Raw genomic sequence first — 23323 nt, forward strand, 5'->3', positions numbered from 1 at the left:
TCGAATGTGTACAGTGCCTCAGTGTTGTCGTGCCCTTAGAATACGTTATAATAGTTCATAACTGAAATACACATTTGGAATAGAGGGGATAACCGTCAGGTTATGTTATTGCGCGATGAAAATAAACTTGAACCATCTGAATGTCTTTATGACAGCCGCCGAGAAATTGAACATTACCGAAGCGGCGAAAGCGTTGTTTATATCTCAGCCGGCGGTGAGCAAAACCATCAAACAGCTTGAAGATGCGCTGCAAGTGAGGCTCTTTGTGAGGGATAAGCAGAAGGGGATCATTCTGACCGATGTCGGCAGAGAGATTCTCGTATTGGCCAGGCAGATGCAGTCCATTGAAAACCGTATTCACCAAGTCGCCAGCCGGGAGAGCCAGTTGCTAACCGGAAAAGTCAAAATCGGATCGTTTCCCGCTGCGTCGACCCTGTTACTCCCGGAGGCTATCGCCAGGTTCCGGGCCAAGTATCCTCAAGTTCAAATCGAACTTAGTGAGGGGGTATCCGACCAGATCAAGGAATGGGTAACCGACCGTACCGTGGAAATCGGGCTCGTCGCTTCCCCGTTTACGGGATTTGAGCATCATAGCCTGGTTCAGGATCATATGGTGGCTGTCATTCCGGATGATCATGAGCTGCAGAATACAGAGATTGTCGATCTCGGAAGATATCAGCATGACATGATTTATTGTAAAGGCGGGCATGAAGCGGCGATGAACAGCCTACTTGAACAGTACCCTATTCGTCTCGAAAGCAACTTGACCGTCCAAACCGCCGAAACCTTGATCCATATGGTCAGCAGACGGCTCGGGATCGGTCTTGTTTTCGACTTTACGCTGTCTTCCGTGTCCCATGAACTTACCGTTAAGCCCATAACGCCTGTCATCACTAGGGAGATTGGGATCATCGCGCTTTCATTTACGGAGATTTCACCGGCGTCCATGGAGTTTGTTCGAATGATGAAAGAAACTTGAACAAGCCGCTTCCGGCATATCCGGAGCGGCTTGTTTGTTCATCTATATTCAATGGATAGCTGAACAGGACGAAAATACTACTTAACGGCTGCTCTGACGATTCTCAACAGATTTCATGCGGTTTTGTTCATCGGGCGCGCGGTCATGGCCGAATTCCTGGCCGGCCTCCATTTCAGTGTGTCCCGACTGGCTGCGGGCGAATTCAGTGAATTCCGTCTTCTGCTCATCTTGCTCATGCTTTTGTTTCAGTATCTTTTTCGGATCTTGGGTTGTCATGGGGAAAGCCTCCTCGGATTCAAATTCACTTTCTTATTATTACCCGCCTCGATGCTTGCCAAACTTACGCTTCATGTACGTATAAAGATGCGGCACAGGAATCGTTATACGAAAAAAGTAAGCGGAACAAAGGTTTTAAATATTTTGCATATGGGAATGGGCGTGTTAGCATGTCGTTGAGTAGGACAAAGGGGATATGATCCATGATTCGTCTCTTTTTATGTATCGTTTGCATACTTTGGCTCAGCTCATGCGACATCTTGCCGGGCCATTCAACAGACCAATCGAAGGAACAAACGCCAACAACGGGGGTGGAAACGGTGACTCGGGAATTCATTCCATCGGCCGAAGCGGGTGATCTTGAGGCGGTAAAGAAGCTGCTTCAGGACGGAACCGATATCAACGCACAGGATGAACGCGGCAGAACGGCTGTCATGTCTGCGACATACAACCATCAGACGGAGATGGTCCAGCTGCTGATCAGCCAAGGGGCGGACATCAACATCAGGGATCATCAGCTCAACAATGTATTTCTGTACGCCGGAGCAGAAGGAATGCTGGATATTCTCCAACTGGCGATCCATGCTGGAGCAGACACCAAACTGACCAACCGCTATGGCGGAACGGCGCTGATCCCGGCTTCCGAACGGGGCCATGTCGAAGTGGTCCGGGAGCTGCTGACCCGCACTGATATCGATGTCAATCATATCAACCGCCTGCACTGGACTGCTTTGCTGGAAGCGGTCATTTTGGGCAACGGCGGGGGGAAGCATCAGCAAATCGTTCAACTGCTGATCGATCATGGCGCGGATAGGGAGATCACCGACGCGGAAGGCATCACTCCGCTGCAGCACGCCGAAAGCAAAGGTTATCGCGAAATCGCCGCAATACTGGAACGAGCAGGTTCGTAACGATCAGCATAACCTCCGAAATTGTGCATGTGAAAACCCATGCGTTAAAGAGCGAACGGTGAGGACCGTTCGCTTTTTCTGTACACATCAAAGTGAAACGGAGGTGAGCAATTGTCCATCCGCATTAAGCTCTTATTATCCTATACCGGCATGCTGCTCATCAGCCTGTTGGTTTTTGTGATGACGGCCAGCCTGTTCACGATCGCGGCGACAGGCGACGTACACAGCCTGCGCGATTTTTACAAAGTCCACTATCAGCTCAATCCGCTGACGGAACAAGAAGAGTCCATCTTTGTGGAATTGAAGTATCTTGCCAAAAATGAGCCGGATCGCCTGCAGGATAATGAGCTGCTGAAAGATTTCGATTTCAAGCTCAAAACGGTCAGAGCGGGACTCTATGTCCGCCGTGAGACCGGACGGATCTACCAGTCGTATACGTTCAACCAGCCTGAGCTGGAACAGCATTTGCCGCCTTATGATCTGAACAACAACCAAATCCGCAGTACGTTTAATATCGGTGAACGTTTTTATGCGTATGCCAAATACGACTTTCATTACTCGGATGGCCAGAAAGGCAGCGTGTTCGTCATTCGCGAGCGGAGTCCGTTCGGTGAAGTGACGAGAAAGCTTCTTCCCGCATTCGTCATTAGCTTGGCAGGCATCATCGTGGTATTCAATGCGCTGCTATTCCGCTGGATTACTCGCAGCGTTGTTAAGCCACTGGACCGGCTTCGTCACTTGGCGGAGCATATTCAGATGGGCAATCTGCAGTTTTCTCTTGAACCGAGTACGAGGGATGAGATCGGGCAGTTGAATGCAGCTTTTGAAAATATGCGGAAAAGGCTGCAGGGGTCGGTTCAGCTGCGGCTGGAGGATGAGGCGAACCGGAAGGAGCTCATTTCGAACATTTCCCATGACCTGCGGACGCCCATAACCAACATTAAAGGCTATATTGAAGGCATTCGCGATGGAGTAGCGGATACGCCCGAGAAAATGAACAAGTACGTTAACATCATCTACTCCAAGGCCGTCGACCTGGACAAGCTTGTGGATGAGCTTTTCCTGTACTCCAAGCTGGATTTGAAGCAGGTGCCCTTTACGCTTGAGGCGGTTGACATCGTTGAATTTCTGGACGACTGCATTGAAGAGCAGCGATACGTTCTGGAAGAGAAGGGAGTTGTCATTGGATGGTCTCATCGGCCGATTCCGCCGGTTGACGTGTTTGCCGATCCGGAAAAAATAAAGCGTACCGTGCTGAATATGATCGGAAACGCACAGAACTACATGGACAAAGAACAGAGGAGCATCCTGATCTCCGTTCAACCCGGACGGGAATGGGTAACCGTCGAAATCAGGGATAACGGAACGGGGATCCCGCAAGAGTCGCTGCCGCATATTTTCGAACGGTTCTACCGCGCGGAAGCTTCGCGGAATTCTTCAACCGGTGGCAGCGGTTTGGGTCTGGCCATAGCCAGCCAGATTATTGAGGGGCACGGGGGCAGGATCTGGGTGGAAAGCGAGGTAGGTGTGGGCACCCGCCTATTCTTCACACTGAGACGTACAGCTGACCAAGAGGGGGGAAGGCAGACATGGCCGGCAGCATTCTGATTATTGAAGACGAGACGACCATCGCGCAATTGGAACAGGATTATTTTGAATTGAACGGATTTCATGTGGATTTATGTCATCATGGAGATGATGGGCTGCAGCTTGCCCTTGAAACGGACTACAATCTCATCATTGTCGACCTGCAGCTTCCGGGATTGAACGGTTTTGAATTGTGCAGCCGGATCAGGCAGGCGAAGGAAGTTCCGATCCTGATCGTCTCCGCCAAAAATGAAGAGATCGATAAAATTCGGGCGTTTAACCTGGGCGCCGACGATTATATTACGAAGCCGTTCAGCCCGAGTGAGCTGGTTGCCAGGGCAAAAGCGCATGTGACCCGGTATGAACGGCTCATGAGCAGGCATGAAGCGGTTCACAAGACCGAAATCCATATCCGCGGCCTGGTCATGGATCAGGCGGCACGCCGGGTGTACGTCCGCAACAAGGAGGTCATATTTACTTCACGGGAATTCAGCCTGCTTGAATTTCTGGCCAGCCATCCGAACCGGGTATTCAGCAAAAGCGAGCTGTTTGAACGGATCTGGGGCATGGATTCGAACGGGGATATCGCCACCGTCACCGTACATGTCCGCAGACTGAGGGAGAAGATGGAGGTCGATCCCTCCAACCCGCAGTATATTGAAACGGTATGGGGAGCGGGTTACCGGTTCACTGTGTGACCGATTTAATAAATTGTTAATATAAAGTTTCGAATCTGTTCATACCGGGTTTCTTGGCTGTTTATCCTCCTCGATTACGATAGAGACATGACAAACACCAATCCATTAAAGGGATTGAAGGAGGAACCATCGATGAATAAACATGCCAACAAACTCGCCGGCTTGATGCTGGCCGCAGCACTGGGAACAGCCGCCCTGCCTATCGGAGCAGCGCATGCCGCAGGGGATTCAAGCACGCTGGCAGCAGGAGATATCAGCCAAGCAGTCAATCAGCTGTCGCGTCTTCATATCATGCAGGGGTACGAGGACGGTTCACTCGCTGTAGGACAACCTGTCACGCGTGCAGAGCTGGCCAAATTGCTTGCCCTGGCGTTTAGCCTGCAGGGAACAGATCAGGCCCAGGAAGAATTCACGGACGTCGATCCGCAGGCTTGGTTTTCGAAATACGCGGCTGAAGTGGCAGCACAAGGAATCATGCAGTCAAACGACGGGCGTTTTGAGCCTCGCGGAACCGTAACGAAAACGGAACTCGTACAGATGGTAACCAAAGCATTAAAGCGGGATGCGAAATCCGTGGAATACTGGGCCGAACGTCTTGACTCAGGCAGCGTTCCGGTTACCCGTGGTGAAGCCGCGTTTTTACTGGATACGGCGCATCGGGCGATTCCGTCAGACAAAGCCACAATCACCAGCCTTCGTTCCTTGAATGCGATTACGCTGATCGTGACGTTTGATGCGCCCTTGACGGCGGACAAAGAGGTATTTACGAAAGCTAAAGAAGACTTTGCCTTTACCGGCGGTCTTACGTTAACCAATCTGCCGCGGCTGAAAACGGGTTCCATTGCTACCTATATAGTACCGACCTCTGTTCAGCAGCCGGGTTTCCAATACTCCCTGACTTACAGAGGAGCGAATGCGGGGACATTTACCGGGAATGGGGAAAAACTGAACATGACGGAGACCAGACAGGTAACGAATGATACGTTTGAGCTGGAATCTCTTCAGGCGAACGGCGTGGTTGACTACGGATATGTCATTTCCGCATACAGCGCCGGCCGGGGAGCAGATGCCTTCGTCCTCGACGGGAACAACCGCGCAAACGGTGTGACTTATCAGATCATTTCCTCTGGACAAGCCAGGGAGGTAACGATTACGCCGGAGGGCGGACAACCGATGGTAGCTAAATATGTACCGTTCACGCAATCGACCGATGGCAGACAGGAACCGAAATTCCGTCTGCCTGAGGGCAAAACCCTGACTCCAGGCGTCACCTACACGGTGACTTCGGATTGGGCGCAGATCGAACGCCCGTCTTTCGTGGCGCAAAGCATCGCTCCGCTTGACATCATCGGTGCCGAAGCCATGAGCGACACCTCGATCGCTGTCACGCTGTCGGAGGATCCGGGAGACGAGCTCTTCTCGGGCCGCAGCGTGGAGCTGACGAATGCGGAAGGGCATAAGTTAACCGCGACGTATAAATACTCCAGCCGGAAAGGTGCCGTTGGCATTTTTGATCTTGCCCCAGACAGCAAGCTTGTGAAAGGCACGGCCTACACCGTCACGCCGGTGGGAGAGTGGGCCGGTTCTTCCCGGACTCAACTGACGGCGGATTAATTCATATAGACGTTTACTTGTTTCGGCTGCCGGATGTCCCGGCGGCTTTTTATTATTCTGTAACGCTCAGGGTTAATTGGGTCACCCTTAGCCAAGGCTTTAATAATGAGCAGTGGTTCTTCAGGTTGACACCTGACCATCCTGTAACTATAATAGTTACATATTTATTTGTTACCAATATGGTTACAATTAAGATCATCATGTGACAATGAGATCATAACGTTACAATGGAGGAATCAGGATGAAATTATTGGTGACCGGAGCAACCGGGAAACTGGGCAGAAAAGTGGTGGAGATCCTATTGCAGACCGTCCCTGCCAGTCAATTGGCGGTCAGCGTGCGCAATCCGGACAAGGCTGAGGATCTTCGGGACAGGGGCGTTGACGTCCGCCATGGTGACTTTGACCTGCCGGAAACGTTGGATACAGCCTTTGCCGGGATTGACCGGCTGCTCATGATCTCTGCAGACGGAGACAACGAAACCCGGATTCGGCAGCATACGAATGCGGTGGAGGCTGCCGCAAGAGCCAATGTCCGTTTCATCGCCTACACGAGCTTGGGGAATGCAGCTGAGAGCAAGCTGTTTCTTGCACCGCCGCATCAAGCAGCAGAACAAGCAGTTTTGAAGACAGGGATTCCGTATTCGTTCCTGCGGAACAACTGGTACCTGGAGAATGAGATTCCGAGCATTGAGGGGGTCCTAGCCGGAGCGTCGTGGGTGACGTCCGCAGGTTCCGGCAAGGTTGGCTGGGCACTGCAGCAGGAGTATGCCGAAGCGGCCGCAGCTGTTTTAGCGGGGGAAGGTCATGAGAACACCGTATACGAGCTGTCCGGCAAACCGCTGACCCAAGCGGAACTGGTGACTGCGCTGGGCGAGGTGCTGGGTAAAGAGGTACCGCTCCAACAGGTCGACGACGAACAATATGCCAACATCATGAAACAAGCTGGAGTACCGGAGTTTGCCCTCCCGATGGTTGTAGGCATTCAGCAGGGGATCCGGGGAGGCCAGCTCGAGATCGAGAGCCAGGATTTCGAGAAGCTGCTCGGCCGGCCGCTAACGCCGATAAAGAAAGCGCTGGATCAGATTGTAAGCGGGCTTAAATAAGGAAGCTTCGGCGGCGGCCTGGAGCTTGATGCGAAATGAAGAAAGCTGGAGTACCGTCAGGTCATATGCGACCCGGTCTGCAGCTTTTTTGCCGGTGTGATATCTAATGGTCTAGCTTTAGGTTATTCTTCTTAGCATCTGTCTGTTTCATCGGAAAAGCCTCTTCTTTGGAAACGCGAATCCGGTCAGGCTGGAAATGTTTGTTGAAGTATTTCAATACCCGATGATGAATATCTTTGTCGTACCAACGCGTTAATCCGTGCTCCTCGAAAAGAGCTGGCATCCCCAGTCTGGCTGAGCGTTTGCCAAGCATGCCGTCTCCAATCAGCAGTGTATCGATCCATACGTAATCCGCAATGCCTCTCAAGACTTTGGGGAAATCAGGTGTAAAAGGGAGTACCGGCGAGATGGAAGCCTGCGTCACGATGCCTGCTTCATGAATTTCCTGTAAGGCGCTGAGACGGAGGTGTATACCAGGTGCTTGCGGGGCAAAGATCCGCTTCATATCCTCCCGGTCGGTCTCCACCGTCATCGATACCAGCAGTTCGCATTTATCCTTGAGCTGGTTCAACAAGTCAATGTCTCGCGTGATGAGCGGCCCGCGCGTTTGAATTTGCAGCGAATCCGGCGGATAGCCGATCATTTCCTCGAGAACCCCCCGGGTAATGTTCGCTTTGCGTTCTATAGGTTGGTAAGGATCGGTGGCGGATGACATAAAAATATGAACCGGTTTGTTTTTCTTCCGCAGCTTTAATATCTCCTTGCGGTAATTTTCAGCCGCGTTCGTTTTGACCTCCAGCCAGGTTCCCCAAGGCATGTCTTTAAATTTCTGGATGGGCATTTCCCTTACATAACAGTATTTGCAGGCAAAGGCACAGCCGCTGTATGAATTTAACGAATGGGTGAACCCCACATCCAAGTATCCTTTTACTTCGGTGAGGATCGTTTTGGCCGTGATTTCTTTCGTATTGATGTTCATATCCACAGCTCCTTTCCCATATTGTAACCGATATGGCGGCGGTTTAGGGAGAGGCCTCTTTATTGGTTTACATAATAATTATTACGTAACCATTTATGTATCGATTATAGAACAGGCAAACTCCACCGTGCTTTTTTTTCATTTTCTAAGGTATCTTTTAGGCATTCGGTTGTGGCAATCCTTGATGAGACAACAGATATTCGGGTGACTGATAAATTCCGTACGTCGTCCCCATTAAAATTGATCTCAGCATCGGTATAATGGAATAGTGAGATGGAGTGTTTTTACAAAATGGTTTTCCTCGGTTATTAATGTTAAGAAAGGACGCGATCCCATGAAGAAAATTATGAACCGACCCGAGACACTCGTCGCGGAGATGTGCAGCGGCATCGTTTTGGCCCACCCTGAGCTGGAGTTTATCCGTAAATATAACATGATCAAGAAGAAAGTGATCCAGCAGGATAAAGTGACGCTGATCAGCGGCGGCGGCAGCGGCCATGAACCGGCACATGCCGGATTCGTCGGCAAAGGGATGCTGGATGTGGCCGTGTGCGGCGACGTGTTTGCTTCACCATCCCAGATTCAGGTGTACCAGGCGATTCGCTCTACTGCGAGCAAGAAGGGGACGCTGCTCATCATTAAAAACTATAGCGGCGACATCATGAACTTTAACAATGCGGCCCATCTGGCTGCCGAGGACGGCATCCAGGTCGACTACGTAAAGGTAGATGACGATATCGCCGTTGAAGACAGCCTGTATACCGTCGGCAAAAGAGGCGTCGCCGGAACGGTACTCGTACATAAAATCGCAGGAGCCGCTGCGGAAGCGGGCTTACCGCTGGAGGAAGTCAAGCAGGCCGCCCAGAATGCGGTCGATAACGTCAAAAGCATCGGTTTTGCCCTCACGTCCTGCACAGTGCCGGCGAAAGGCAGCCCGACGTTTGAGATCGGCGATCAGGAAATGGAATACGGCGTCGGCATTCATGGCGAGCCCGGCATCCGGCGCGAGAAGCTGATCACGGCTGACGAACTGGCCTCCCGAATGGTTGCCGAGCTGCTGCAAAGCTTACGCGTCAGCGAAAGCGCTCCCACGGAGGTGGCCGTTCTGGTGAACGGATTCGGCGGTACGCCGCTGCAGGAACTATACCTGTTGAATTATGCTGTCATACGTGAGCTTGCCTCCCGGAACGTCACTGTATATAAAGTATTCGTCGGCAACTACATGACAAGCATTGATATGGCCGGTGCGTCACTCTCGATCATGAAGCTGAATCCCCAGTTGAAGCAGCTTCTCAGCAAGGAATGCGATACGCCGGCTCTGACTGTCCGCGGACCATTTGAGCCGGTACTGTACGAACCTGATGAAGAGACCGTACTACAACCGGCATCCTTCGGCGCAGTGACGGAAGAAGCACATGGGGTCATACACGACAATCAGCTTACGCTGGATAACCTGATTTATTTGGTTGATCGTATGAGCGGCGTCATTATCGAAAATGAGATTCCGTTCTGTGAGCTGGATGCTCATGCCGGCGACGGTGACTTTGGAATGAGCGTGGCCAAAGGGTTTAAGCAGCTCAAAGCGGAATGGGCGGAGCTCATTTCCCAGACGCAGGGCATCGGCGGATTTCTCGATGCCTGCTCTCTGATCATTATGGAGCATTGCGGCGGTGCCTCCGGTCCGATCTGGGGTTCGGCCTTCCGGGCGGCAGGCAAATTTGCGGGGAACCGGAGTGAGCTGTCCGTAACAGACATTGCCGGCATGATGAGTGCCGCTGTTAAGGGGATCCAGGATACGGGCGAACGTTCCTTTGGACGGGGGGCCATCGTTGGAGACAAAACGCTGATCGATGCGCTTGTCCCGTATGCGGCAGCCTGGGCGAAGGCGGCCGAACAGGGCACAGATCTGATCGGCGCAGGCCTGTCCGCGGCAGAGGCAGCTGTTGAGGGGGCCAAGCAGACCGAGCTTATTTCGGCCCGGATGGGCCGGGCCGGAACAGTTGGCGACCGGAGCATCGGATACCCGGATGCGGGAGCCTACGCGTTAGGCGTGATATTTACCGAACTCGCACATTCCCTCAAATCGTCGGATCAGTGAGATTCTATTAATGGACTAAGGGGGCATGGAATATTGAAAGATGGCTATTTTCTCAAACCCTCCGCCCGGGATCTCATGGAATATCATGCGGAAGCTATGTTTACCCATGACCGCAGAGGGCGTCTGCATCTGGTCAATGAACCTTGGCCTGGTTCAGGCACGGCTCCGCGATTTTTCCTGGGAAGGACGACGGAGGGAAGGAACGTTTGGCGTTTCCGTCATGACGTACCCGACCAACTGGTCCAACAGCTGGAGAGTTGGTGTGCTGAAGAGGCTGCGGTCGTTGACTTTCAGGCCAGGCCGAAGCATGAGAAGGACTATTGGAACCTGCTGCAAGGTGAAAGGGCGACGATGGGGCCTTGCTTTCATATTGAAAATGAGACGGAGCATCCGTCTACCGAAGTACAGCGAGTCACGCCAGAAAATGTAAAGCAGCTCTCGCGTGGAGGATTCGAATGGCTTGCGGACGAGATCAGCTATGCACAGCCCTGTATTGCGGTTCTTCAAGGGGGCCGGGCCGTCAGCGTGTGCCGCAGCGTCCGCATCGGTACGATGGCGCATGAAGCCGGGCTGGAAACGTTGGAAGCATTCCGCGGCAGGGGGTACGCCGCTGCAGCGACAGCGGGATGGGCCGAAGCCGTTCGGGAGCTCGGCTGTATTCCGCTGTACAGTACCTCAATGGATAATGTATCTTCACAGCGCGTTGCGAGAAAAATGGGGCTTTCTTTCTATGGCGTGAACTTTTCGATCTATTAATAATAGTGGTGAGGGCGTTAGTTGATTCGCGGAAATGATTGTAGAATTCATGGAAATCGATTATAAATTCAGGTGGACGTATGGTAGTCTTTTGGTATTAGAAAGCATTCATCCCCATTCAAAGAGGTACAATCCATGACAAACGAAGAACTGGATCAGCTGGCACTAAGGTTTGGCATCCATGGGGCGTCATTCGATTTTCTCCGGCATAACGAAAACAAAACTTACAAGGTAAACGCGGGCGCCGGTCGCAAATATGCGCTGCGAATCCATCAGCCCTTTCAAGAGGGAATGACCGGTAAGCAGCACACCTATGAAGGACTGCTGGGTGAACTGCATTTGCTGGAGGAGCTATCGCATAACAGCGGCTTTAGCGTCCAGACCCCGATCCGTAATGTGGAAGGGAACTTGATCACCGTGATGGAGCATAATGGACGTCAGCTGAATTGCTCCATGCTCTCATGGTTAGAGGGGAGGGACCTCAATAAAACGGATGTCAGCCAACCCGAATTGGTACGCAGGCTCGGCACCCAAATCGGCGAGCTGCATGCTTTTTTTCGCGGTTACCATCACAAAACGCTGGAAAATCGGCCCAGCCAGGGGATGGCTTACAATCAATGGCTGGCCGAAACGGTCGGGAAAGGACTCGGCCTAGGCCTGTTTACAGCATCCGATGTAGACATCATTGACGAAACCTTGCGGGAAATCAACAAGCTTTTATCTGCGTCAGCTGAGACTCCTTCCGGCCGGTTAGGGCTCATCCATGGAGATCTGGGATTAGGCAATGTACTGATTTCACCCGAAGGCATCATGAGCTTTATCGATTTTGGTTTTTTCGGACAGGGATACGAGCTTCTGGACGTGGCGATGGGGGCCATCATGGTGCCGCCCGAACACAGGGACGTGCTGCTGGATGGATATTACGAAGCGATCGGGCGCAGCATAAGCCCAGACGATAGAGTGCTGCTGGACGGGTTTGCGCTCGTGGCAATCATCGGGTATTATGCTTTTCAAATGCCGAATGAAACGGTTCATGCGTGGATGCGGGAGAGAATGCCGCGCCTGTGCGCACAATACTGCAAGCCGTTCCTTCAGGGTGAGCGGATCTTTTCCAAAGTGTAAGCTGTAAGCAGAAGCCGGAAGCCCAAGTGGGCTTCTCTTTTGTTGTTAAAGCCTTTTATTAGATGCAGACTGGGCTGGGAACAATGGGAAATAATCGGAGAGGCATGGTTTTGTATTGGTTTGTTCATATGCCGTTCATCTCTGGAACTGCGCCCTCGAAAAATGGGAATTATTTTTCAGAATGCCAATCTGATTCCATATCTCAAGGTGGAGGAGCAGCTGATGATCGTGGCAAAGCTGGCGGGGAGCAGCAGGGAGGATTGCGCTACGAGGGCGGACGAACTGCTTCAGAAGATGGGGCTAACGCATCGAAAAAATGCCTATCCGCATAAGCTTTCCGGGGGGAACGGCAGCGGGTGGCGATCCCCAGGGCGTTGATGAATGACCCCGCGGTATTGTTCGCCGATGAGCCGACAGCAAGTCTGGATGCTTCGCGAGGGTTGGAAGTGGTCGCCATGATGGCGAAGCAGGTCAAGGAGCAGCGGAAAAGCGCGGTGATGGTTACGCATGATGACAGGGTGCTCCCATATTGCGACCGGGTATTTTATCTGGATAAAGGAAAGCTGACGGAGCATCCGGCATGACATTCGATGAACCCAGTTAACATTTCTGCCATGTATCTGGGATCTGCCCGAACAGCAGCAATGGTCTAAAGTGAACAAACGGCAATCCCCCAACACAGTTTGTGAGGAGATTGCCGTTATTTGTTTTATGTGGTTTTTGTAACATATCATTACGCCTTAAAATCGTCGGCATGTCCCCTTCACACTACCGGAAGACCCACTCGTTGTATCCATAAAACGCTTACCGTTACTGCGTCCATCTATGATACAATGGAGCATATTGGTATTTATACAATGGTCAATTCAATGACTTGGGAGAGGGGCTTTGTACATGTCGAAAATTTTAACACGGGCCGAAGTGCCGGTGGAAACCACCTGGAACCTGGATGATATTTTTCCGTCCAAAGAAGCGTGGGAACAAGAGTTAAGTGATATTCAGCGGGATATCGGCACGGTCGCGAAGTATGAAGGCAAGCTCGGGGAAGGCGCCGGAACTTTGCTGGCCTGCCTGCAGGCTCAGGAAGCGCTTTCCGGCAGAATGAGCCGGGCAGGAGCGTATGCTTACCTGCATCAGTCCGGCGACAGCATCAATCCGGAGAATCAGACGAACGCTTCAAAAGCGCGCGACCTTGCTTCACAGGTCAGCTCGGCGTTGTCTTTTATCAAATCCGAAATCATTGCACTTCCGGATGGGACGATTGACCAGTACATAGCAGATCAGCCCGAACTGCGGGAATTCGAGCGCAGCCTTCGTCTGCTCCTGCAAACCAAGCCTCACCGCTTGACGGCAGAAACGGAGAAGGTGCTGGCGTCGCTGGGCGAGGTACTGGATGCCCCGTACCGTATTTATGAACGGAGCAAGCTGGCTGATATGACATTCAAGCCGGCGGTGAACGGCCAAGGGGAAGAAGTACCGGTCTCGTTTGCACTATACGAGAATAAGTACTGCGAATCGCCTGATACTGAACTGCGCCGCAGCTCCTTTAAAGCGTTTAGCGACACACTGCACAAGTACCGGAATACGTTTGCCGAGGCATACGGCACGGAAGTCAAGCGACAGGTCATTGAATCAAGGCTTCGCGGTTACGAGTCCGTGACCGATATGCTTCTGCAGCCACAGCAGGTCACCAAGGAGATGTACAACAACGTCCTGGATATTTTACAGGAGGAACTGGCACCGCATATGCGCAGATATGCCGCTCTTAAGAAAAAGGTGCTCCAGTTGGATGAGATGACGTTTGCCGACCTGAAAGCGCCGCTCGATCCTGATTACAACCCGGAAATATCTTTTCAGGAAGCCGGAGAACGGATCAAGGAAGCCTTGGCCATCCTCGGACCGGAGTACGGAGAAATCGTATCGGATGCCTTCCGCAACCGCTGGGTGGATTACGCGGACAATGCCGGCAAACGCACGGGGGCTTTCTGCTCGTCGATTCCGGGTGTACACTCGTACATTCTGATCAGCTGGTCCGACAGCATGCGCGGGGCGTTTACGCTCGCTCACGAAGTAGGGCATGCCGGCCATTTGATGCTCGCAGGGAAATACCAGCGGCTGACGAATGCCCGTCCATCCTTGTATTTTATCGAAGCACCGTCGACGATGAACGAACTCTTGCTGGCGGATCATTTGCTGGCACAGTCGGATGAACCTAGAATGCGCCGCTGGGTGATTTCGCAGCTGCTCGGCACGTACTTCCACAATTTTGTTACGCATTTATTGGAAGGCGAGCTTCAGCGTAGAGTTTATGATCTGGCCATGAAGAATGTGCCGATTACTGCGGTAACCTTGTGCGATCTGAAGGGCGATATCCTGTCATCGTTCTGGGGAGCGGACGTGGTCATCGACGAAGAAGCCAAGTTAACGTGGATGCGGCAGCCGCATTATTATATGAGCTTGTATCCATACACCTATGCGGCCGGTCTCTCTGCATCCACTGCCGTCGCCAAGCTGATCCGGGAGGAAGGACAGCCTGCAGTTGACCGCTGGCTCGAAGTGTTAAAAGCCGGTGGCTCAATGAGCCCTCTGGAACTGATGAAGCTGGCCGGCGTGGATATGTCGCAGCCCGATCCGATCCGAAGTGCGGCCGCTTACGTCGGTTCCCTGATCGATGAGCTTGAGCGCTTGTATTGATTGATTGTAATATGGAAGAGGAGAAGAGCCCGAATGTTCGGGCTTTTCTATTTTTTTTGTTCCATGATTGACCGACTTGTTATAAACGAATTGACATCTGAATCCCTACCATATTAGTCTGATTAAAACGATAAAGGAGGAATTCGCATGGCCAAACCTGGATTAACGAATACCAGTTCCGATACGGGGCTGCGGGATCGCCTGGTGGACATTCGCCGCAATCTGCATTTGGAGCCCGAATTATCCAATGAAGAGTTCGAAACGACGCGCAAAATCAAAGCGTGGCTGAAGGAAGCCAATATTGAAATTTTGGATTTACCCAATCTGAAGACGGGGGTCATCGCCCAAATCGGGACTGGCAAAGAACCGGTCATGGCGCTTCGGGCAGACATTGACGCGCTGCCAATCGATGAAGAGACGGACGTTCCGTTCCGATCCAAGTTTGCGGGGAAAATGCATGCTTGCGGCCACGATTTTCATGCGACTGTCGCCTTGGGAGCCGCCTATTTGCTGAAGGAAAAAGAGGATGAGCTTCAAGGAACGGTACGTATTATTTTTCAGCCGGCGGAAGAGACTGGACACGGAGCTAAAGACGTAGTGGATTCAGGAGGACTGGAAGGCGTATCGGCGATCTTCGGCCTTCACAATTCGCCGGAGCTTGCGGTTGGAGAATTGGGCACATGCGAAGGCGCCATTACCGCTGGCGTCGACCGGTTCGAAATTGTCATTAACGGAATCGGTGCGCATGCAGCGACGCCTGAAAAAGGGACCGATGCGATTGTCGCCGCATCCCAAATCATCCTGGCACTGCAAACGATCAGCAGCCGCCGGGTCAGCGCACTCGATGCCGTCGTGGTCAGCGTGACCCGCATTTCCGGTGGCAATACGTGGAACGTCCTTCCTGGAACGGTGGAACTTGAAGGGACAGTGAGGACGCTGGATGTGGGGGTGCAGCATCGCATTCCGGAAACGATCCGCCAAATTATTGACGGGATCGGAGCATCGTCGGGCGTGTCGGCCGAGCTGAAATGGTATCCGGGGCCTCTAGCCACGATCAACGATGCATACTGGGCCAAGTTCGCCAGCGATGCGGCGGCGGAATCCGGGTATATCACCAAAGTGCTCGGACCAAGCATGGGGGGCGAGGATTTCTCCTATTACCTCCAGCACATTCCCGGCGCATTTGTGTATGTAGGGTCTAACTCGCCTTATGCGCTGCATCATCCGAAGTTTAATCCGGAAGAGGATGCGCTGCTCCCGGCTGCGGAATATTACAGCCATCTGGCGATGCGGTGCCTGAACGAATTGAATACCCGATAAGCCGCGAGCTTCGCGGCTTTTTTTATTTCCCTGTTTTCATCAACTTACGGTAGTATGTGCGACATGTTCAAGACACTTGGGCAAATCCGTGCAACTGATCGATCCATAAGCCATGACAATTCCTGCCTGAATGTTTAAAATGGATTGTAATCTTACAAAAGAAAGCCATTTACAGAGGAGACTTATATGAATGATCGATAGCGTCTTGTCATTTGCGAATTTAAGCAAAACGATATCCGCGGTCTCTAACCGAATCATCTTTGCGCAAATAGCCGGCACCGTCCTCGCAGGAGAGAAAATCGTATTCGTCGGGCCGTCCGGTCAAGGCAAAAGCACCCTGCTGCGCATTCTTGGTCTGCTCGATGAAGCGGACAGCGGGGAGATGGTTCTGCTCGGAAGGCCGCTGCACCAGTGGGATCCGCAAGCCTGGCGAATGAACGTCTGTTACGTCAGCCAAACACCGGTCATGCTTGAGGGTACGGTCGAGGATAATCTGCGTACGGTGAGCAGGCTGCATCATGCGGAATATGATCCTTCCTATGCGGCTCATCTGTTGTCAAGCGTAGGGCTTGAAGAAATGGGCTTGTCCAAAGAAGCTTCCACCCTTTCGGGTGGCGAAAAGCAGCGGGTGGCTCTGGTGCGGTCCTTATTGCTGCGTCCAAAGCTTCTTCTGCTGGACGAGATCACCTCCTCACTCGACGATGTCAGCAAATATGCGGTGGAACGTTTGATCACAGACATCAACCGGCAAGAGGGAACGGGTTATGTCTGGATATCCCATGACCGTGACCAAGCAGCACGGATCGGGGAAAAGGTCTGGTCGCTCTCCAATGGGACTTTGTCGGAGGGAGGGGTATCATGTCTCTGATCGCGCTGGCTTCGACACTTGTTTTTATTGCGGTATCCGTCGGCATATCCATATGGCAAAAGCTCGGATTGGAGCGGGATATTCTGTATGGAACGATCCGCTCCGCGATACAGCTGCTCGCTGTCGGGTTTGTTCTTCAATACATATTTGGTACGCAACATGTCCTGCTCATAGTTTTGATCCTGGCCGTTATGATTGCGGTAGCTACCTGGCATGCGGGCAAGCGCGGAAAAGGGCTTAAGCGCATTTATCTGTACGTCGGTTTGACCATCACGATGACGGAAGTCGTAACGATGGGGCTTCTGCTCGCTCTAAGCATTATCCCGTTCACTGCCCGTTATGTGATCCCAATCAGCGGCATGACCATCGGGAACGCCATGGTCGTGTCCAGTTTGTTTTTGAACCAAATGAAGCGGGAAGCGGTAACGTCGAGGGGGGAAGTAGAGACGCTGCTGTCTCTCGGCGCTAGCCCACGCCAGGCCATCCATCGCATGCTGAACCGCTCGGCGCGTTTCAGCATGATCCCGACGATCGACGGGATGAAGACCGTCGGGCTCGTCCAGCTGCCCGGGATGATGACGGGCATGATCGTGGCCGGAGCCAGTCCGCTGGAGGCGGTCCGTTATCAAATTTTGATCATGTTTGCGTTCGCTTCGTCGGCAGCGCTCACCAGCATATTGCTGGCCCTGATGAGCTACCGGCTGTGGTTCGGTAAGCTGGGCCAATTTACGCGTTCGGATACATAATTTGTTGCCATGGTGATTTGGATCCCTTACAAGATGATGGCCTGCAGTACTTCCTTTCAACTTCACGGCATGTGCTTGGATAAAATTGCATATGGGATATACTGGATATTCTCATCATTTTTTAATATCTATCGTCTATAACTAGTTGTGAAGGGTGAAGTGTTATACGAATGGATTCCACTCCACTCAATACGACTTCTAGGGGAGGGTCTTTATGAATAACAACACGAACCTCATCAGAAAGAGCCGTATCGTCAAAACTTATATGGGAATCGGCTTGTGTCTCTCCGTTGCTTTTTCCGGAAGTATGCTGCTGCCAGCCCATCCGGTTCACGCAGCCTCGGTATCTGACAGCTCCGTGTCGGATCAGGTCATCGCGACAGGTAAACAATTTCTAGGCGTGCGTTATCAGTTTGGAGCAACATCCGGCCGAACGGACGAATTCGATTGTTCCTCATTCACGCAATATGTTTTCAAGCAAAACGGTATCGATCTGCCGCGCTCATCTAAAGAGCAATCGCAGGTTGGTACGCCGGTGTCCAAGGATCGACTGCAGCCGGGGGACTTGGTTTTCTCCGATACAAATCATGACGGCGTCATTAATCACGTCAGCATTTATATAGGCAATGGACAGCTTCTGCATACCTACAGCGTCGGTATTGGTGTAACGGTATCCGATTTTGATGGGAGCACATGGGATGACACCTTTGTAACCGCTCGTCGTGTCATCTCTGACAATGGACAGGCTTCCGGTGGGCAGATTGCAAACTTGAATCAATCCGAAAGTACAAATGGAGAACATCAACAAGGGGAACACTAGATCATCATACAAGGCAGGGTCTCATTAGGGGCTCTGCTTTTTTGTATACAGAAAATGTTAGGAAGGATTATCATTTGTTTACAATCTCAAGGTATGATCAAACTGGTACTGATTGTTGATATGGCAGCAGTGCTTATCTTCTCATCGAGTGCGGACACTGGAAGACCTGTACGGTTTTGCACATCTTGACCGCACCTCAGACAGCAACCGATCCGGAATCTGTGGAAACCGTCTTCAATGAAATTTAAGCCATGGAATTTGAATATAGATGGGGAGGAGTGAGAAGCATGTATGAGCAGCTTCAGGATATGGATTTGTTTTTGCAGTCGATGCATGACTTGGAAACACGTATTCGCCATATGATTCTACGGTCCGGCCTTTCCGAGAAAGAGCAGCAATTTATTTTGGACCATATATTGGTCATTCCCGGCAAGGATTTCTCATATCAGCGAAACCACGGTTAAACTCTTGGCAGATCATCCTGACCGGATCAGGCATCGACTAGTGTCGCCTGGGAAATCCGATGTGACCATAGGGAGGGAACAAGCATGCTTAACCGTCACCCGCGTATTTTAATTTTGACTGCCGGTTTTGGAGACGGCCATCTTCAGGTATCCTCGGCAATATTGCACTATTTTCATGCGCAGCAGGTCAACCAGGTGCAAATTATTGACCTCATGAAGGAAGCTCATCCGGTACTGAACTCCTTATTCTCAAAAGTGTATCAAATGAGCACGTTTACGTCCCAATTGGGCTTCGACTATTATGGCTGGAGCTATTACATGACCAGGGATTCCAGTCCATCCGGTCCGGTGATGCGGTACCTGAACGGACTCGTTAAACGCAAAATGCTGGAGACCATCAGCCGTTTCCGGCCCGATGCGATCATCAATACATTCCCTTTCGGCGTCGTTTCGCAGCGGGAATGCGTCCACGCGGCACGCACGTTTACCGTTATTACCGATTATGCCCTGCATTCCCGTTGGATTCATCCGGATACATTCACCTATTATGTGGCTACCAACGAGATCAAGGATAGGATGGTCCAAAATTATGACGGCGTGGCGGAGAAAATTAGCGTTACCGGTATCCCGGTGCGCCCCCAATTCTATACAGCTGCCGCCGAAGCCCCGTTGCGCGGTGCTGCACAAGGAACGGCCAAAGGTAAGCGTATATTGATGATGGCAGGAACATTTACGGTGTTCCAGCAGCTTGTCGAGCTCATTCATCTGCTGGTTGATCAAGAAGTTTGCGAAATTACAGTCGTATGCGGACGCAAACAGCAAGCCTATGAGAAATTGACAGCACTGTTTGCGGGGCAGCCGCAGGTGAATATTCTTGGATACGTCAAGAACATTCACGATCTGATGGCCGTGTCCTCATGTATCGTAACGAAAGCGGGGGGCATTACATTATCCGAGGCGGTCATTCTGAAGCTGCCGATCTTTATTCTGAGTCCTTACGGCGGACAGGAAAGGGAAAACGCCCGGTATTTCAAAAATAACGGAATGGCCCAGATTGCATCCAATGTCCGTCAGCTCGCGGAGCAGCTGCGGCACTTTCTCAGTGCACCGGTAATATCCGATCGGATCCGCGGGAATATGGCTCAATTTCATAGAGGAACAGCAGGCGAGCTGATCGTGAATGATATTTTGAGGACGCTGCACAATCATCAAAATGCAAACCGTGATTATGAGCTTTTGGTTCGCCCGTAAACGATGAAAAACTCGTTCAAATGGTTCGGGATACTGCTCCTAACGGGTATATATTCCGTTTATCTGCTGCAAACAGGAGATGGGGAATATATTATCGCGTGGATACGCCACTATCGATTCCTTGGCTTCGTCGCTGTGTTTCTGTTTCAAACCCTGCTTAATATGCTCCCGCTGCCAGGAGAACTCACCGCTGTAATGGTTCTGGAAATCTACGGAGCTTATTGGGGAGGTCTCTGCCTGTGGGCATCGGGAATCATCGGGGGCATCGGAGGGTATTGGCTTGCCCGATCTTTTACTTCATATTTTGCAGGTACGCGGGTTGAACCGTATTTGGCCAAAATGGAGGATTGGCTGGGAACGAGTGAATACAAAGGTCTTCTGATCGCACGCTTCGTTCCCTTCATCCCTTATCATGCCGTCAACTATGCCGCCGGTCTGTTAAAGGTCAACCTATTTCGTTACATGCTGACGACGGCTGTCGGCGTGTTTCCGCATACAGTGGCCATGAGCGCAATGTACGCCGGTATTCGGAAAGGATCGCTGCTCGGGGCAGTGATCGGGTGCATCTTATTAATCATCCTTGCCGGTTTGTCATGGTATGTCAAGAAGCGGAGTTCCGTCAAATCCCGAGAAAGCAGGGTGACGGCGGAGTAGTCGTTACATCAGCAGAAAAGGCCCAGGCTGTTTCCAAACTTTCCTGTCTCATTGCAGAGCTACAGGTGGCAAATTCTGCTCGATACCATATTCGCTTGCTGACTGCCCTTTTCAAACGGGGGACGTTTTGCTAACATAAAATCAAAAAAGCAAAGGATTTGTGAGGAACATGTCTTCCCCGACATTGGAAACTAGGGCTTATCAAGAACTTCGACGCAGAATCATTTACGCGGAATACTTGCCCGGTACGCTCCTCTCCGAGAATGATCTGGCCGAACAGCTGCAAATGAGCCGGACGCCAATCCGGGCCGCCATCTCGCTTCTGGTGACGGAAGGGTTTGTTGAATCGTTCCGGGGACGGGGAGTGCTGGTTAAGGACTTGACGTTTCGGGAGTATGCTGAGATCCTCGAACTGCTTATCTCGATGCAGGTTTATGTCATTAACACGGCTGAACGGCGGGAGCTTACTTTTGATCTGCATACGCTCCGCAAACATCTAGAGCGTCAAATCCAGGCAAAGGAAGACGACGATATTTCCGGTTATTATGAGAGCTTCCTTGATTTTATTGAAACGATCATCCGGACGCTGCATAACCAGCATATGCTGAACGTGATGGAGCAGTCCAAGGGAAAAATTTTATACAAGATGATTTCGTACCGCAAGCTGTATCCCCAATACAAGCCGCATAAATCACTTGATTCAAACCAGAAGGCTTATGACGCGCTGGTACAAGGGGATTTGGCCGCGGCCAAAGCAGCGTTATTGGAGATCTACACGGTTACTTACGAACAGCTGATTACGAACGGAATCATTTAGTTCACGAAAGCGGGCTCTTTACAGAGCCCGCTTTTACATTTATCTGCACAACAAGCACTGACCCTGCGGTTTGGCAAGGATTCACAGTCGATTTATACTGCGTATCATTCGAAACCGGATCAGCACATGTTAAATGCGTGAAATTGAGGGCAAATATAGAGAGGGCGGCATCTATTAAGCCAATCAAGTAAATGAATACGATTAAATAAGTTATAACCGCTAGTGCAGAGGGAGCTGGAAGTACGTATGCTGACGAATTTGCTTGAGCACTATGGTTACGCATTGATTTGTCTGTTCTTGTGCCTGGAAATGCTTGCCCTTCCTCTTCCCGGTGAAATGATGATGAGCTATACCGGCCTGTTTGTGTATGAAGGGAAATTGAACTGGCTGCTGAGCATGGCGTCGGCCGGAGCCGGCGTCTTGACCGGCGTGACTTTGTCGCATTGGATCGGATACCGGCTGACGCCCTTTTATTTCACGCCATGGCAGCAAGGTCCATCTCACCGAAGAGAGGATGGATCAAATCACGGGCTGGTTTGAGCGCTACGGGGACAAGCTTCTATTTGCCGCTTATTTCATACCGGGGGTCCGTCACATTACCGGTTACTTTTGCGGCGTAACGCGGATGCCATTCCGGCGTTATGCGCTGTTTGCCTACACCGGCGCTCTTTTTTGGGTAGGCCTGTTCATTTCACTTGGTAAAGTGCTCGGCCCGAAATGGGAAGCCTATCACTCTACGGTTAATCGGTACATGGTCGTGTTCGGGATCGGTTCAGCACTGGTGACAGCGGCCATTTATGTGTACCGCAAGTATAAACATCAAGCGATCGAGCGGTTGATGGATTTGCTGGTAAGCGGCGTGCGTCACTTCCAGTCGTTCGGGAAGGTCCGTCTATTGCTGCTGGCCTCCTTTGCTGCGTTCGTATTGTTTTTTTCGTTAATGCTCGGCGTCATTCAGGATTTCTTGGCGCATGAGTACGGACAATTCGACCCAATTGCCTCATATTTAGTATCGGTTCTGTTCGGTCCAGAGTGGGCGGGATGGATGCACGTATTCGAGAGGTTCGGGACTTTGGATTTGTATGGGCCGGTTCTATGCCTGACAGGCTTGTGGATCGTGCTCCACAGCCGGGACCGCAGGCTGGACTTAACGTTCCTGGTTTGGGTCGTGGCCGGCGGAGAGTTCTTGGACAGGGTGCTTCGCCTGTTGTTTCATCGTCCAGGCCCGGTGGCAGCTGGCGTACAGCTGTTCCATACTTTTCCGAGCGAGGAGACGTTAGTTACGCTGACGGTATGCGGTTTTTCGGCCTTTTTATTGCTGCGGCATTATCACTTCCGTAACGTCCGGATCCCCATCGTTTTGGCGGTGATCCTGATCTGTTTGGCCGTCGGGATCAGCCGGGTTTATTTTCAGGTGCAGTTCCCAAGCGATGTGTTTGCCGGATACATTTTTGGCGGTGTCTGGGTCAGTCTGCATGTGATGCTGCTGGAAATCATGCGCAAATTCAAGGAGTCGGAACTTGGCATCTCCGCAGAACAAGGCAGCGGCAACAAAGGTGTGTAA

Annotated in this window: 24 protein-coding genes; 22 read left to right on the forward strand and 2 right to left on the reverse strand. The window is 51.6% G+C overall.

The genetic code is table 11. The features are described 5' to 3' along the window. Nucleotides 1–115 precede the first annotated feature (115 nt). Complete coding sequence (locus tag FHS19_RS06780; protein ID WP_183580437.1) at nucleotides 116–979, forward strand: LysR family transcriptional regulator; 864 nt, start codon at nucleotides 116–118, stop codon at nucleotides 977–979. 81 nt (nucleotides 980–1060) lie between these two features. Here FHS19_RS06780 and FHS19_RS06785 read toward each other — a convergent pair whose 3' ends face one another. Beyond that, nucleotides 1061–1255, reverse strand: coding sequence for a hypothetical protein (locus tag FHS19_RS06785; RefSeq protein ID WP_183580440.1), 195 nt, complete (start codon nucleotides 1253–1255; stop codon nucleotides 1061–1063). 320 nt (nucleotides 1256–1575) lie between these two features. Between FHS19_RS06785 and FHS19_RS06790 the strand changes: the two genes are divergently transcribed. From FHS19_RS06790 to FHS19_RS06810, 5 genes are all read left to right on the forward strand, one after another. Continuing rightward, on the forward strand, nucleotides 1576–2166 hold the full coding sequence (locus FHS19_RS06790; RefSeq protein WP_312887154.1) for an ankyrin repeat domain-containing protein: 591 nt from the start codon (nucleotides 1576–1578) through the stop codon (nucleotides 2164–2166). 111 nt (nucleotides 2167–2277) lie between these two features. After that, the gene (locus FHS19_RS06795) at nucleotides 2278–3774 is read left to right on the forward strand and encodes a sensor histidine kinase (RefSeq protein ID WP_183580446.1); all 1497 of its coding nucleotides are present in this window, start codon (nucleotides 2278–2280) and stop codon (nucleotides 3772–3774) included. After that, on the forward strand, nucleotides 3756–4451 hold the full coding sequence (locus tag FHS19_RS06800; RefSeq protein WP_183580449.1) for a response regulator transcription factor: 696 nt from the start codon (nucleotides 3756–3758) through the stop codon (nucleotides 4449–4451). Before FHS19_RS06795 ends, FHS19_RS06800 begins: the two co-directional genes overlap by 19 nt. 132 nt (nucleotides 4452–4583) lie before the next feature. Further along, entirely contained in the window at nucleotides 4584–6065 is a 1482-nt protein-coding gene (locus FHS19_RS06805) for an S-layer homology domain-containing protein (RefSeq protein WP_183580452.1), read from the forward strand. A 241-nt stretch (nucleotides 6066–6306) separates the two neighbouring features. Then, nucleotides 6307–7170, forward strand: a complete 864-nt coding sequence (locus tag FHS19_RS06810) for an SDR family oxidoreductase (protein ID WP_183580456.1) — start codon at nucleotides 6307–6309, stop codon at nucleotides 7168–7170. A 103-nt stretch (nucleotides 7171–7273) separates the two neighbouring features. On the opposite strand, the gene FHS19_RS06815 is transcribed toward FHS19_RS06810, so the two are convergent. After that, nucleotides 7274–8149 carry an SPL family radical SAM protein gene (locus FHS19_RS06815; RefSeq protein WP_183580459.1) on the reverse strand — a complete coding sequence of 292 codons (876 nt, stop codon included), beginning with the start codon at nucleotides 8147–8149 and terminating at the stop codon, nucleotides 7274–7276. 334 nt (nucleotides 8150–8483) lie between these two features. Between FHS19_RS06815 and dhaK the strand changes: the two genes are divergently transcribed. From dhaK to FHS19_RS06890, 16 genes are all read left to right on the forward strand, one after another. Continuing rightward, the gene (gene dhaK, locus FHS19_RS06820; protein ID WP_183580462.1) at nucleotides 8484–10247 is read left to right on the forward strand and encodes a dihydroxyacetone kinase subunit DhaK; all 1764 of its coding nucleotides are present in this window, start codon (nucleotides 8484–8486) and stop codon (nucleotides 10245–10247) included. 33 nt (nucleotides 10248–10280) lie between these two features. After that, nucleotides 10281–11003 (forward strand): GNAT family N-acetyltransferase, encoded by a 723-nt coding sequence (locus FHS19_RS06825; RefSeq protein WP_246426439.1) that lies wholly within the window; start codon nucleotides 10281–10283, stop codon nucleotides 11001–11003. 135 nt (nucleotides 11004–11138) lie between these two features. After that, nucleotides 11139–12125 carry a phosphotransferase enzyme family protein gene (locus FHS19_RS06830; protein WP_183580465.1) on the forward strand — a complete coding sequence of 329 codons (987 nt, stop codon included), beginning with the start codon at nucleotides 11139–11141 and terminating at the stop codon, nucleotides 12123–12125. Between the two features lie 222 nt (nucleotides 12126–12347). Continuing rightward, on the forward strand, nucleotides 12348–12503 hold the full coding sequence (locus FHS19_RS34785; protein ID WP_246426440.1) for a hypothetical protein: 156 nt from the start codon (nucleotides 12348–12350) through the stop codon (nucleotides 12501–12503). After that, nucleotides 12482–12709 (forward strand): ATP-binding cassette domain-containing protein, encoded by a 228-nt coding sequence (locus FHS19_RS34790; RefSeq protein WP_312887155.1) that lies wholly within the window; start codon nucleotides 12482–12484, stop codon nucleotides 12707–12709. The genes FHS19_RS34785 and FHS19_RS34790 overlap by 22 nt, the downstream gene beginning before the upstream one ends. Nucleotides 12710–13019: 310 nt before the next feature. Next, the gene (pepF, locus tag FHS19_RS06840) at nucleotides 13020–14819 is read left to right on the forward strand and encodes an oligoendopeptidase F (protein ID WP_183580469.1); all 1800 of its coding nucleotides are present in this window, start codon (nucleotides 13020–13022) and stop codon (nucleotides 14817–14819) included. Nucleotides 14820–14966: 147 nt separating this feature from the next. Next, nucleotides 14967–16139: an amidohydrolase gene (locus FHS19_RS06845; protein WP_183580472.1), complete on the forward strand. Its 1173-nt coding sequence runs from the start codon at nucleotides 14967–14969 to the stop codon at nucleotides 16137–16139. A gap of 190 nt (nucleotides 16140–16329) precedes the next feature. Then, entirely contained in the window at nucleotides 16330–17007 is a 678-nt protein-coding gene (locus FHS19_RS06850; protein WP_183580475.1) for an ABC transporter ATP-binding protein, read from the forward strand. Beyond that, nucleotides 16998–17753 carry an ABC transporter permease gene (locus tag FHS19_RS06855; RefSeq protein ID WP_183580479.1) on the forward strand — a complete coding sequence of 252 codons (756 nt, stop codon included), beginning with the start codon at nucleotides 16998–17000 and terminating at the stop codon, nucleotides 17751–17753. Before FHS19_RS06850 ends, FHS19_RS06855 begins: the two co-directional genes overlap by 10 nt. A 214-nt stretch (nucleotides 17754–17967) precedes the next feature. Beyond that, nucleotides 17968–18573: a C40 family peptidase gene (locus FHS19_RS06860; RefSeq protein ID WP_183580482.1), complete on the forward strand. Its 606-nt coding sequence runs from the start codon at nucleotides 17968–17970 to the stop codon at nucleotides 18571–18573. Nucleotides 18574–18860: 287 nt separating this feature from the next. Continuing rightward, nucleotides 18861–19037: a hypothetical protein gene (locus FHS19_RS06865; RefSeq protein ID WP_183580485.1), complete on the forward strand. Its 177-nt coding sequence runs from the start codon at nucleotides 18861–18863 to the stop codon at nucleotides 19035–19037. 84 nt (nucleotides 19038–19121) lie between these two features. After that, entirely contained in the window at nucleotides 19122–20288 is a 1167-nt protein-coding gene (locus FHS19_RS06870; RefSeq protein ID WP_183580488.1) for an MGDG synthase family glycosyltransferase, read from the forward strand. A 162-nt stretch (nucleotides 20289–20450) separates the two neighbouring features. After that, nucleotides 20451–20942 carry a TVP38/TMEM64 family protein gene (locus FHS19_RS06875; RefSeq protein WP_281382508.1) on the forward strand — a complete coding sequence of 164 codons (492 nt, stop codon included), beginning with the start codon at nucleotides 20451–20453 and terminating at the stop codon, nucleotides 20940–20942. 169 nt (nucleotides 20943–21111) lie between these two features. After that, nucleotides 21112–21759, forward strand: a complete 648-nt coding sequence (locus FHS19_RS06880; protein WP_183580494.1) for a GntR family transcriptional regulator — start codon at nucleotides 21112–21114, stop codon at nucleotides 21757–21759. A gap of 246 nt (nucleotides 21760–22005) precedes the next feature. Continuing rightward, nucleotides 22006–22299: a DedA family protein gene (locus tag FHS19_RS06885; RefSeq protein ID WP_183580497.1), complete on the forward strand. Its 294-nt coding sequence runs from the start codon at nucleotides 22006–22008 to the stop codon at nucleotides 22297–22299. Further along, nucleotides 22274–23323 (forward strand): VTT domain-containing protein, encoded by a 1050-nt coding sequence (locus tag FHS19_RS06890; protein ID WP_183580501.1) that lies wholly within the window; start codon nucleotides 22274–22276, stop codon nucleotides 23321–23323. Before FHS19_RS06885 ends, FHS19_RS06890 begins: the two co-directional genes overlap by 26 nt.

This window comes from Paenibacillus rhizosphaerae (assembly GCF_014192015.1).
GTDB lineage: Bacteria > Bacillota > Bacilli > Paenibacillales > Paenibacillaceae > Paenibacillus_AQ > Paenibacillus_AQ rhizosphaerae.

Coding starts and splice junctions, on each gene's coding strand:
- FHS19_RS06780 (WP_183580437.1), top strand. CDS start 116: ATGAAAATAAACTTGAACCATCTGAATGTCTTTATGACAGCCGCCGAG.
- FHS19_RS06785 (WP_183580440.1), bottom strand. CDS start 1,255: ATGACAACCCAAGATCCGAAAAAGATACTGAAACAAAAGCATGAGCAA.
- FHS19_RS06800 (WP_183580449.1), top strand. CDS start 3,756: ATGGCCGGCAGCATTCTGATTATTGAAGACGAGACGACCATCGCGCAA.
- FHS19_RS06805 (WP_183580452.1), top strand. CDS start 4,584: ATGAATAAACATGCCAACAAACTCGCCGGCTTGATGCTGGCCGCAGCA.
- FHS19_RS06810 (WP_183580456.1), top strand. CDS start 6,307: ATGAAATTATTGGTGACCGGAGCAACCGGGAAACTGGGCAGAAAAGTG.
- FHS19_RS06815 (WP_183580459.1), bottom strand. CDS start 8,149: ATGAACATCAATACGAAAGAAATCACGGCCAAAACGATCCTCACCGAA.
- dhaK (WP_183580462.1), top strand. CDS start 8,484: ATGAAGAAAATTATGAACCGACCCGAGACACTCGTCGCGGAGATGTGC.
- FHS19_RS06830 (WP_183580465.1), top strand. CDS start 11,139: ATGACAAACGAAGAACTGGATCAGCTGGCACTAAGGTTTGGCATCCAT.
- FHS19_RS34785 (WP_246426440.1), top strand. CDS start 12,348: ATGATCGTGGCAAAGCTGGCGGGGAGCAGCAGGGAGGATTGCGCTACG.
- pepF (WP_183580469.1), top strand. CDS start 13,020: ATGTCGAAAATTTTAACACGGGCCGAAGTGCCGGTGGAAACCACCTGG.
- FHS19_RS06845 (WP_183580472.1), top strand. CDS start 14,967: ATGGCCAAACCTGGATTAACGAATACCAGTTCCGATACGGGGCTGCGG.
- FHS19_RS06850 (WP_183580475.1), top strand. CDS start 16,330: ATGATCGATAGCGTCTTGTCATTTGCGAATTTAAGCAAAACGATATCC.
- FHS19_RS06855 (WP_183580479.1), top strand. CDS start 16,998: ATGTCTCTGATCGCGCTGGCTTCGACACTTGTTTTTATTGCGGTATCC.
- FHS19_RS06860 (WP_183580482.1), top strand. CDS start 17,968: ATGAATAACAACACGAACCTCATCAGAAAGAGCCGTATCGTCAAAACT.
- FHS19_RS06865 (WP_183580485.1), top strand. CDS start 18,861: ATGTATGAGCAGCTTCAGGATATGGATTTGTTTTTGCAGTCGATGCAT.
- FHS19_RS06870 (WP_183580488.1), top strand. CDS start 19,122: ATGCTTAACCGTCACCCGCGTATTTTAATTTTGACTGCCGGTTTTGGA.
- FHS19_RS06875 (WP_281382508.1), top strand. CDS start 20,451: ATGCTCCCGCTGCCAGGAGAACTCACCGCTGTAATGGTTCTGGAAATC.
- FHS19_RS06880 (WP_183580494.1), top strand. CDS start 21,112: ATGTCTTCCCCGACATTGGAAACTAGGGCTTATCAAGAACTTCGACGC.
- FHS19_RS06885 (WP_183580497.1), top strand. CDS start 22,006: ATGCTGACGAATTTGCTTGAGCACTATGGTTACGCATTGATTTGTCTG.
- FHS19_RS06890 (WP_183580501.1), top strand. CDS start 22,274: ATGGATCAAATCACGGGCTGGTTTGAGCGCTACGGGGACAAGCTTCTA.